12 protein-coding genes are annotated in these 10,882 nt (G+C 32.8%); 10 read left to right on the plus strand and 2 right to left on the minus strand.

From position 1 onward, the window contains the following. Positions 1-94: 94 nt before the first annotated feature. Positions 95-358 (minus strand): helix-turn-helix domain-containing protein, encoded by a 264-nt coding sequence (locus PG840_RS07090; RefSeq protein ID WP_055246376.1) that lies wholly within the window; start codon positions 356-358, stop codon positions 95-97. Between the two features lie 129 nt (positions 359-487). Here PG840_RS07090 and PG840_RS07095 point away from each other — a divergent pair, with 129 nt between their 5' ends. Together PG840_RS07095 and PG840_RS07100 are read left to right on the plus strand one after the other, a co-directional pair. After that, the gene (locus PG840_RS07095; RefSeq protein ID WP_270613458.1) at positions 488-1,621 is read left to right on the plus strand and encodes a hypothetical protein; all 1,134 of its coding nucleotides are present in this window, start codon (positions 488-490) and stop codon (positions 1,619-1,621) included. A gap of 46 nt (positions 1,622-1,667) precedes the next feature. Beyond that, positions 1,668-3,335: a hypothetical protein gene (locus PG840_RS07100; RefSeq protein ID WP_055246380.1), complete on the plus strand. Its 1,668-nt coding sequence runs from the start codon at positions 1,668-1,670 to the stop codon at positions 3,333-3,335. A 211-nt stretch (positions 3,336-3,546) separates the two neighbouring features. Here PG840_RS07100 and PG840_RS07105 read toward each other — a convergent pair whose 3' ends face one another. After that, positions 3,547-4,497, minus strand: coding sequence for a helix-turn-helix transcriptional regulator (locus tag PG840_RS07105; RefSeq protein WP_055246382.1), 951 nt, complete (start codon positions 4,495-4,497; stop codon positions 3,547-3,549). A gap of 98 nt (positions 4,498-4,595) precedes the next feature. Here PG840_RS07105 and PG840_RS07110 point away from each other — a divergent pair, with 98 nt between their 5' ends. The 8 genes from PG840_RS07110 (at position 4,596) to ychF (ending at position 10,779) form a co-directional block, all read left to right on the plus strand. After that, positions 4,596-5,117, plus strand: coding sequence for a hypothetical protein (locus tag PG840_RS07110; protein ID WP_270613459.1), 522 nt, complete (start codon positions 4,596-4,598; stop codon positions 5,115-5,117). A gap of 88 nt (positions 5,118-5,205) precedes the next feature. Next, positions 5,206-5,556, plus strand: a complete 351-nt coding sequence (locus tag PG840_RS07115; RefSeq protein WP_055246386.1) for a hypothetical protein — start codon at positions 5,206-5,208, stop codon at positions 5,554-5,556. A 76-nt stretch (positions 5,557-5,632) separates the two neighbouring features. Then, a complete protein-coding gene (locus PG840_RS07120; RefSeq protein WP_055246388.1) occupies positions 5,633-6,244 on the plus strand; it encodes a hypothetical protein in 612 nt (203 codons plus the stop codon). After that, entirely contained in the window at positions 6,241-6,966 is a 726-nt protein-coding gene (locus PG840_RS07125; RefSeq protein WP_055246389.1) for a hypothetical protein, read from the plus strand. The genes PG840_RS07120 and PG840_RS07125 overlap by 4 nt, the downstream gene beginning before the upstream one ends. 154 nt (positions 6,967-7,120) lie before the next feature. Further along, a complete protein-coding gene (locus PG840_RS07130; RefSeq protein ID WP_156337617.1) occupies positions 7,121-8,134 on the plus strand; it encodes a replication protein in 1,014 nt (337 codons plus the stop codon). Positions 8,135-8,149: 15 nt separating this feature from the next. Continuing rightward, positions 8,150-8,347 carry an excisionase gene (locus tag PG840_RS07135; RefSeq protein WP_156337618.1) on the plus strand — a complete coding sequence of 66 codons (198 nt, stop codon included), beginning with the start codon at positions 8,150-8,152 and terminating at the stop codon, positions 8,345-8,347. Positions 8,348-8,440: 93 nt separating this feature from the next. Beyond that, complete coding sequence (locus tag PG840_RS07140; protein WP_055246393.1) at positions 8,441-9,571, plus strand: tyrosine-type recombinase/integrase; 1,131 nt, start codon at positions 8,441-8,443, stop codon at positions 9,569-9,571. A gap of 107 nt (positions 9,572-9,678) precedes the next feature. Continuing rightward, positions 9,679-10,779: a redox-regulated ATPase YchF gene (gene ychF / locus PG840_RS07145; protein ID WP_022220674.1), complete on the plus strand. Its 1,101-nt coding sequence runs from the start codon at positions 9,679-9,681 to the stop codon at positions 10,777-10,779. Positions 10,780-10,882: the final 103 nt, after the last annotated feature.

The raw sequence follows: 10,882 nt of genomic DNA on the forward strand, positions 1-10,882 counted from the left end.
AATATAATAATTAAATTTGTATAAGTAAAAATGTGTGGATAAAACGGTAGAGGTTTTCTTTACCGTTTTTTCTTTAAAAAATATAGTTAAAAAATTATTTAATAGGCATATCAATTCCAAGTAAAGTATCACAACTTACATTAAGTATCTGCGCAATTGCTTTAAGTTCAATATCGGTAACAAAACGTGCGCCAGATTCAATCCGTTGAATAGCATTTTTGTCGACATCGAGACCTTGAATTTGAAGCATATCAGCAAATTTTCTTTGAGAAGTTTTTTCAGGAAGTTGTAGCCTTAGTTCTTTGATTTTTCCGCCACAAATATTGTTAGATCCGTTAGATGATTTGTTTTTATACATAAATGGTAGACCTCCAGAATGACATTCACTGATTGTCATTTTTGACAGTATATGCTAAAATGAAACAAAATATGACATCTACTGAATGCCAAAAAGAATAAATATGAAATGAAAAAGGAGGAAATGAAAATGAAGAAAGGACTAATAATAAGAGGAACAGCGGTGGCTGTTTTAATCGTAGGGGTTATGATTACTGGTTGTAAAAAAGATGGTACAAAAAAAGTAAATGTGGGTAAGGCAAGTCCGGAAAAAACAATAGAAACATACTGCAATAGTCTTGTTAAAAAGAAATATGCGGATATATTAGATTTGGCGTATTTTCCAAAAAGTGATTATATTACAAGTGAAAAAATTAAAGATTCAAAATCTGGTTTTATAGATAAAATGGTGGAAGAAAATGAAGGCGTTAAAGATTGTACATATGACAAAATAGATGAAACAAAGGATATAATTTCATATAAGTTAATTATAACAACGGACAATGGAGATGAGACTAGAGATATTGAAGTACGAAAAAAAGATGGAAAAATTGTGTTAGATGATTTATATGCAGAGAGATATATAAAAGTTTTTAAAGATTCCAAGGTATCTATAGATGGGAAGAAAGTAACTGGTAAACCGGAAAGAAAAGAAGATGATGAAAACCAAGTGGAGATTTATACAATTACAGTCTTGCCGGATGCTGAATATGATATTACGGTTACACATCCTGTTTTTGATGATGGAGAAGTGATTTTAAATGAGGAAAGTTTGGAATATGTGAAACATCCTATATGGCAAGATCAAAAAATGGGATTTGATGATAATATGATAGATTTAACAGATATTGCAGAAGATGGTTTGAAGGAAGAATATGAAGAAGAATTAAATACGGATATTTGTGAAGGCTGTGGTGAAATTGTGAAGACTGTTTTGGAAGAGGGAGATATAAATACATTAAATAAATATTTTTTGAATAACAATGCTGAAGAATTTGTGACAAGTAATCCTGATCTAAATGGAACCAATAGAGCGGGGTTGAAAGAGGAATATGATATAGTATTTAAACAAATTTTAGATTCTTCTATAAACCAAGTAAAATATATTGATAAAAATCAATTGAAATTATCTGTAGCAGTTAGTTATCAATGTGATATGTCATATAAAGATAAGGATGCTATAGTGTTTGGCGGATCAAGAGATTCGGTAAGGGGAGATCATATGATATTAAATGTGTACTGTACAAAAGCTGGAGATGTATGGAAGATTTCTTCATGGGATTGATTTGAAGATATTGCATACTAAAGGAAAATACAAAGGAGATTAAAAGGTGAAGAAGTGGGTTCGGAGAATAATTGTAACTGCGGTGTTATTAGTTGCGAGTGTATCTATAATATTGTTCGGATATAATAAATTGTATAATGACAAACAGCCGGAAGGTGATATTATTGTAAAAGAAAATGTAAAGGTTATTACGTCAGAGACAGACAATATACCCATAGATGTAAGGGAAGATTATCTTGTGTTTGGAGAAAAGCCAGAATATAAAAAGGGAGATGTGATTGTTTCCGGAATTACTGAGAACTCATTAGAAGGGTACATAAGAAGAGTTTTAAAAGTAGATAAAAAAAATAATCTGTACATTGTAAAAACCGAACCTGCTGTCTTAACCGATGTGTTTGAAAAGGCTCATATTTATAAAAAAATAGAATTGACAGAAGATGGAAGTCAATCAGTAAGTTATAAGACTGAAAGCATGAAAGGAGAGAAAAAAAGAGAAGCATTTAATATTGAAGTATGTAAAGATGAGAAAGAAAAAAAGGAAGAAAAAGAAGATAAGGTTATTGATGAAAATGATAATGGTACAGATTATGTGATTGGAAAAAAGTTTGAAGAAAAGGATGAGCCGGTTACTGTTTCTGGTGAAGCGGGAATTAGTATTTGGGTAGAGATAGACATAGATATAAATCATGGTAATATAAAATGTGGAATTGCTGCAAAATCAAAAGAAGGTGCAAAAACCGCAATGGAATGCTCTGAAAGTTCTTCAAAAGAGTTAGAAAAGAAATTGTTGGAAAAGAAACTCCCAAATTATGAATTTTCTGTGGCGGGTATTCCAATTGTTGTGACAAATAATTTGGAAATTGCCATTGGATCAGAAATGAATTTAGAGGGAAATATAGGAGCTTCATATGAAATGACATCAGAAACTACATTGGGGTTCCAATATAATAGTAAGACTGGGAAAGTAAAAGAAATAAAGAAAATTGATTTTGATTCAGATGGTTTACAATGGAACACAATTTCAGTTTCGGGAGATGCATCAATAGGTCCATCAGTGCATTTAATTACTAAATTATACGGATCATCCGGACTGGATATGTCCGTTGGAATTTTGGGAAAAGTAAAAGGTGAAGCTAAGGTATCTACGAAAAAAGAATTAGATGGTTATGCAGGAAGTCTGGATTTATCGATCGATCCGGAAATACAAGGGACACTGGTTGTGGATACGCCAGTCGTGGATAAGAATCTTCTGAAACAGCCACTGTTTGAAGTGAAGTTAAACTCTTTATGGTCAAAACATTGGGAATCAAGTGCAAACTGGAAAGACGATTTGGAATGGACTGAAGCGGATGAAATAGAAGAAGCAAAAGAGCAAGTTAAAACGTCGTATTCTAATGAATATTTTGAAGTTGAAGTGCCAGAAAGTTGGGAGGGTTATTGGTCGGTAATAGAAGAAGATAATACTAATAATGGTATTAAAAGTACTGTTTATCATTTTACATATAATCCAGAAGGACCAGATAATGGAGGCGCATCGGATGTATATGTTATTGATATGAGTGACACAAGTCGTCCTATGGGACATTATAATAGAATGCTTCCGGATTACTGCGAAGAAGTTGGGGTTACATCTTTTGGATCTAATGATGTTTTCAAAATGGAGGTTGCGGCAGGATTCTTTCATGATGGAGGGGCGACGATTACTTTAAAGTAAAACAAGAAACTAATCAGAATGAGTAGAAATAAAGAGTATTTTAGAGAGATGTGACTAGAGTTTAACCTAGCATAAAAACTTAGTGAAATATTTTCAAACTTAGTTGAGTTTGTCAAGTAAAGTATGTAAATTTGTTTTGCTGATTGGCACAGTTAAATTTATCATTTTAATAAAAAAGGACTTTGAAATTGTACTTTCAAAGTCCTTTTTGTTATTCGGATAAAAATTTTTCAAACAGCTGAACAAATGATTTTCCAAGGGTATCTTTTTGTATATTTAATATTAAATTATCGGTTAGTACGTTGAAACTATAGGTTGCAATATATTCAAGAAATATATCATAACTTTTAGAATTCTCATCAGATAATCCGAGTTCCGTGAAACGTTCAGATGATAAGCATTTAGCTAGGCATATGCGGTCTGCAATCATGTGTGATGAAAATGATAATTTGTTTGGAGGAAGTTCTTCTTTAATCCAAGCTTTGTAGGATTCTTTGTTAAAACTTCCTAGTGGTGTAACAGCTTGATATCTGTGGAAAATATTTATAATAATGGACTTTAATGTTTCTGAGAGATCATCTAAATGTCCATTGGTTGATAAGAAGTTTTTCCAAGAAGTTAGCATAATATCATTAAATAATGTTGAACAATTGTCTGGGTGCATGAAGAAGTTTAGGCATTTTAAATAATCGTCATTATTTATTGCATAAGTGATAATATCTGGCGAAATACCGGAATATTTATACGCTAACATCGAAGGATCAAATCCAGTCTTCCAATCGGAAATATCAATTTTTTTAATGTCAATTTTATCAATATCCTCATCATAAAAGTTTATATAATTATCAAAAGCATTGCTGTTTTTTTCTGTTATTTCATACGTTAATAAAAAATTAATATCACAGTCGAGTGCTTGGCAAATGGCAATGATTTTATCGAGTGAAGGAAATGTTTTGCCTTTTTCCCATCGTCCAATTGTTCGTCGTTCAACATTTATTTTTTCTGCAAATGTGTCTTGTGTATGACAACAGGAAAATCTTTCATAAGGATTGGGAGATTCACTTTGATGGTTTAAATAAAGTTGATATCTCCATTTTCGGAGTAACTTAAATTTGAATATAAATAATTTTTCATAGTATGTCAGTTCTTTTTTGTCATTCATGAGTGACAAATACCTCCTTAAAATAAATTTAATACGCACAAATATGGTACTGAATAATGACAGAATATATGATATAGTAATAAATGTCAAGAGGCCTAATGACAAAAAGTCACATAATAACGACAAAAACGAAGGGAGAAGTAGATATGTCTAGCGTATATCTTAGTGAATTAACAGAAGAGCAAATTAAACGAGCTTGTCTTGATTTTGTGGAAACATACCCAAAGGTAGAGAAACAAATAAGAGAGGGGGTGGAATATATTGAAAAAGAATTCAAATGTTTTGAAGACTGTATTAACAGTGAACAATATGCAGATGCAGAGAAATATAATCTTAGCGAAGCGACATTAGTTATTTTTCGTAAGCAAGTTAAAAAAGCTTTTAAACCTTATACAAATACGGTGAAAAGTTTTTTAGAGGTGACTAAAAATGAATCTTATGCAACACAAGATTATTATCTTGAGCTAAAAAAACTAAATAAAAAAGCAATTGAGACACAGAGAGAGGTGGTGCAAACGATTAACTATTATAAAGATATGTATCTTTTATATCAACTTCAACTAGGAAGCAAAGTTAGGATTCTTAATTTTGAGGATATTGCTAAAAAAACTATACATTAAGTCGAAGGATACCAGTAGAAAATGATAGTCAGAAATAATGAGGGGCTGGCTATCAATAAAAGCAAAATAAAGCAGAAAGAGGAAAATTATGGATATTAGTAAAATCGTAGTAGATGTCAGAGAAACAATAGGAGAAAAAACTTTATTACTCGAATGGCGACCTTCGTTTAGTTATGCAGGAGGCGTAAAAGGAGAGCAAGATGGAATTAAACTTACGTGCTTATCCGAAAAAGCAGGGTATGAAAAAATAGATATTAAAATTCCAGGAATGATGTCATTACCATTTGAATTTAACAATACACCAATACCAGTAGTATTTGAAGAAATTAGTGGTAAATTATGGCAGGATTGGAGTAATAAGGGGACAGTTAAAATGTCTGTGGTAGCAAAGGGAATTAAACCAGTTGAAGTTAGAAGAAAAGTTCAGTTAAATGGATAAGGCAAAAAAAGAATAACGTAGATAACTTCCTCACTTTTAGATAATGAGAGTGGGGAAGTACATGAGGAGGAATAGCGTGAAAAAATTTATATTTAATAGTTATATGGAACACTCGAAAAATTATATATTGCTAAATGTGATATTAGGAATAATGGAATGTATAAATACTCCCTTGAAGTTATGTTTTTTTATAATTCCGGTTGTGATTTATGTAATAGGAGTACATTTTAGTGGAAATTTAAAATTGCCGTTTATACCTGACGCAATAACCCCAAAATATGATTTGTTTATAAATATATTACTTTTAAGCTTGTTTTTTGTGTTACTTATGGTTGTTATAGTATCAATTGGGAGAAATCTTAACAATGCAGAAACTAAAGTGTTTAGAGAGGCTTTTGAAGGGAAAAGAGAAAACAGGGAAATTATACATTTGATATATAAACGGAAAACAAAGGGGAATATTGAACGAAGAATTTATAGTCATATAGTTCCAGATGAATGGAATGATAAAGGTGTTTATTTAAAAATATTAAAGATATTCGATGAACATTTTGAAACAGTAAAATTTGTTATAGATAATAATAACTCACGTGTGACAATTATGAAAACAAGAGAAGGCTTTATTAAACCCGAAAAAGAAGAATATCATGATGAAATACTTGACAAAGAAATGAGAGAAGTTGAATGATTCAATTAGGATATAACAAAATAACTGAAAAACCGATAAAAGTAGATATATTTGCTACGGGGCAGTTGTGCTGTGTCGGAGGAACTGGATCGGGAAAATCAATTTTTGTATTGTATATACTGTATAATATCTTAAAGTACGGGAAAAAAGAAAATTGTAAAATGGAATTATTTATTTGTGATTTCAAAAAGTCCGGAGATTTTAAGGGAATAGCGAAAAATTATGCCGAATTTGATGAAATAACAGAGCTGATAGAACAATATTATGAAGAATTTGAAAAGACAAAAGAAAATAGTGCAACAATAAAAATTCTTCTGATTGATGAATATGCAGGATATATAATTTGGCTTACTCAAAAAGATAATCGTAAAGCTAAAGTAATAAAAGAAAAAATAAGTAATGTACTTATGATGGGAAGATCTCGCCACTGTTTTGTATGGTGTGTTCAGCAGAGAATTTCAGCAAGCCTATTTCCAACAGGAATTGGTGCTATCGATAATTTTCAGATATGTATAGGGATGGGAAGATTATCGGTTGAAAGTAGGAAATCTCTATTTTCAGGAGAACATTTAGAAGATAGAGAATATGAGGAACGGTATCATCCGAAGACTGGACAGGGATTGATACTAATAGATGGACAAGAAATTCAACCGATTCAGATTCCTTTTATAAGTGATAAAGAACGACTAAAAAAACTGCTTCAGGAGATGGCAAAAAGGTGATGGTATAAAGGATATAGCTTGTTATTAGTTGTTTGCATTTGGGGTAGTATTACCCCAAATGCAAACAAAACACATAAATATTTTTAAATATCTATAAAAACGTATAATACTATATAAAGTTATTGTGCGGAGAAATGAACAAAATGCACAGGAGGTGGAAGATATAGATACACAATCTTTTATGTATCAGCTTACGATAAATAATCCTTTAGAGAAGGGATATTCTCATCAAATAATAATTGATATTTTGCGAAATAATTTCAAAACGCTATCGTATATTGCCATGGCAGATGAATATGGAAGTGCGCATACGCATCATACACATGTGTTTGTTGTATTTAGTTCTAGAGTAAGATTTTCGATGCTTAAAAGGTATTTTGGGACGGCTGCGCATATTGAAAAATGCAGGGGGACGGTCAGCCAAAATTTGTCGTATATTAAAAAGAGTGGAAAATGGCAGTTGGATGAATCAAAAAGAGAATCAAAAATAGAAGGAACATTTGAAGAATATGGTACACAGCCTCCTGATAGTAAAGGAAAAAGAAGTGATATGTCGGAACTTTATCAAATGATTCAAAATAATATGACCAATGCAGAGATCCTCGCTGTAAATCAAGATTATATAATGCAAATAGACCGGCTCGATAAGGTTCGTACCACTATTTTGATGGAAAGGTTTAAGGAAACAGTAAGATTAAATTTGGAAGTAATTTATATTTTTGGCAAAACAGGGACGGGGAAAACACGGAGAGTTTTGGAAGAAAATGGATATGTAAATGTATATCGAGTAACCGATTATAATCACCCGTTTGATTCATATACAGCGCAACCAGCAATTTGTTTTGACGAATTTAGGTCATCATTAAAATTAAAAGAAATGTTACTTTATTGTGATATATATCCGATAGAGTTGCCAAGTCGATATTCTAATAAATTTGCATGTTACAACAAAGTATACATTGTTTCTAACTGGGAGCTTGAGAAACAATATTCTGAATTGCAGAGAGAAGATAAAGAATCATGGCAAGCATTTTTAAGACGAATACATAAAGTTATCTATTATAAGGATATGAATGAAATAATCGAATATCCAACAGTTCAGGCGTATTTAGAAAGAAAAAGTGAGTTTAGAACGATAGAAGAGAATGAAGAAAATCCATTTGAATGATAAGAGGTGAGGTAAGTGATTGAAAAAATACCGTTATGGGAAAAAGCGAATCTTACAATTGAAGAAGCAGCTGAATTTTCTAATATTGGACAGAACAAAATATCAGCACTATTAAAGATGCCAAGATGCCCGTTTGTGTTATATGTTGGAAAAAAGAAATTAGTCAAAAGAAAAGAATTTGAAAAGTTTTTAAAAGAGAGTATTGAATTATAAGAAATGGCTGATTTGCATTGAATTTGAAGCTCCGGTGTGGTAATCTATAAGTTGCTATATTGGAGCTTCTTTTTATGGAAAGGAGCTAAAATAATGGGTAGAAACCTAAAAGGGAAGGAGCTTGGAGAGGGAATTTATCAACAAGCTAATGGAACATATTGTGCAAGGTTTATTGATAGATTTGGAAAGAGAAAATCAAAACGCTCTAAAAAGTTGCAAGAAGTAAGACAGTGGCTTGCAGATGCAACTTATATAAACGAACATAGTGATATAGAACAAGCTACGAATATGATGGTAGATGCTTGGTTTGAATATTGGATTGATGTAAAGAAAAAGACGGTACGTCCGAATACTGTTAGAAATTATACAGAACGTTATAATAAAAACATTCAGAAGATAATCGGGAGAAAAATTTTAACAGAAGTAAAATCTATTCATTGTCAAAAAATTTTTACTGATATGGCAGAGGAAGGATACAAAACATCTACAATATATCAAACAAGAATTGCGCTCTTTAACATGCTCGAATTTGCAAAAGAAAATGAAGTGATTTTAAGCAATCCTTGTAAGAAATCAGTGAAAAGCGATATGGGAAAACCTTCACAGAAGAAAGAAGCACTTACAATAGATGTTCAAAAGAAATTTATAGAATATGCAAAAGGGCAAAGTTATGAAAATCAGTTTAGATTTATATTACAAACAGGGCTTCGTACTGGTGAATTAGTGGGCTTGAAATGGGAAGATATTGATTTTTCAAAGAAAGCAATAAGGATTCAACGTTCAATGGAATATCGATATAGTGTTGGTGAATGGAGAATAGGAGAGCCTAAAAGTAAAGCAGGATATCGTACAATTCCATTAACCGATGAGGCTATTAGAATACTAACAGAACAAAAAGAAAAAAATAAGAACATAAAAAAAATACAAGAAGAATGGTCTGATTTTATTTTTTTAAGTCGTAAGGGAGAACCAGTAAAGAATAGTGCATATGATGCAGCTCTGTTTAAGATATGTGATAAAGCAAAAATTAACAGATTTTCTATGCATGTACTAAGGCACACTTTTGCTACAAGGTGCATTGAAGGTGGAATGATGCCAAAGACATTACAGAAAATATTGGGGCATTCGAATATTGGTATAACTATGAATCTATATGTTCATATCACAGAAGACGAAAAACAAAAGGAAATTGACAAGGTGTCTTGCGTATTAAATGTAGGATAAAGATACATATGTATAGATAGTTAGTGGCACTCGCTGTGGCACTCGATTCAATAAAGGAAGACGCAAACACCGTAAAATAAAGGGATTTTTAAGGAGGAATATAAAAAATGAAACTTGGAATCGTAGGATTACCTAATGTGGGAAAAAGTACTTTATTTAATTCACTGACAAAAGCAGGAGCAGAATCAGCCAACTACCCATTCTGTACCATTGATCCAAATGTGGGTGTTGTTACTGTACCGGATGAACGTCTGAATGTGCTTGGTGAGATGTATCACACCAAAAAGATCATCCCGGCAGCGATTGAGTTTGTAGATATCGCAGGTCTTGTAAAAGGTGCATCCAAAGGAGAAGGTCTTGGAAACCAGTTTCTTGCAAATATCCGTGAGGTTGATGCAATTGTTCATGTAGTACGTTGTTTCGAGGACAGCAATATTGTCCATGTAGACGGAAGTATTGATCCGCTGCGTGACATTGAGACGATCAACCTGGAGCTGATCTTTTCAGACCTTGAGATCCTGGAAAGAAGAATTTCCAAAGCAGTCAGAGCAGCAAGAAATGACAAGACGATCGCAAAAGAGCTGGCACTGATGGAAAGAATTAAAGCACATCTGGAAGATGGAAAGATGGCAAAGAGCTTTGATGATATCAATGACGAAGATGAACAGCAGTGGCTGGAAAGCTACAATCTTCTGACCTACAAGCCGGTCATTTTTGCTGCAAATGTGGCAGAAGATGATCTTGCAGATGATGGTGCAAGTAATGCGGGAGTACAGGCAGTCCGTGAGTATGCAAAAAGAGAGGACTGCGAAGTATTCGTTGTCTGTGCAGAGATTGAGCAGGAGATCGCGGAACTTGATGATGATGAAAAGAGCATGTTCCTGGAAGAACTGGGACTTAAGGAATCTGGTCTTGAAAAGCTGATCAAGGCAAGCTACAGCCTTCTTGGACTGATCAGTTACCTGACAGCAGGAGAACCGGAAGTCCGTGCATGGACAATCAAAAAAGGAACGAAAGCACCACAGGCAGCAGGAAAGATCCATTCTGATTTTGAAAGAGGATTCATCCGCGCTGAAATCGTATCCTATGATGACTTGATGGCATGTGGCACTTATAACGCTGCAAAAGAAAAAGGTCTGGTAAGACTGGAAGGTAAGGATTATGTTGTACAGGACGGAGATATTATCCTGTTTAGATTCAACGTATAATATTTGTTAAAAAAGTAATTGATAATGTATGGTGAGAGACGGACAGATGTCCGTCTCTTTTATGATATAAGATAGTATAAGCTTACTATAGTTTGCATAAAAC

It is taken from the genome of Coprococcus sp. AM97-35 (assembly GCF_027697525.1).
GTDB classification, from domain to species: Bacteria; Bacillota; Clostridia; order Lachnospirales; family Lachnospiraceae; genus Allocoprococcus; species Allocoprococcus comes.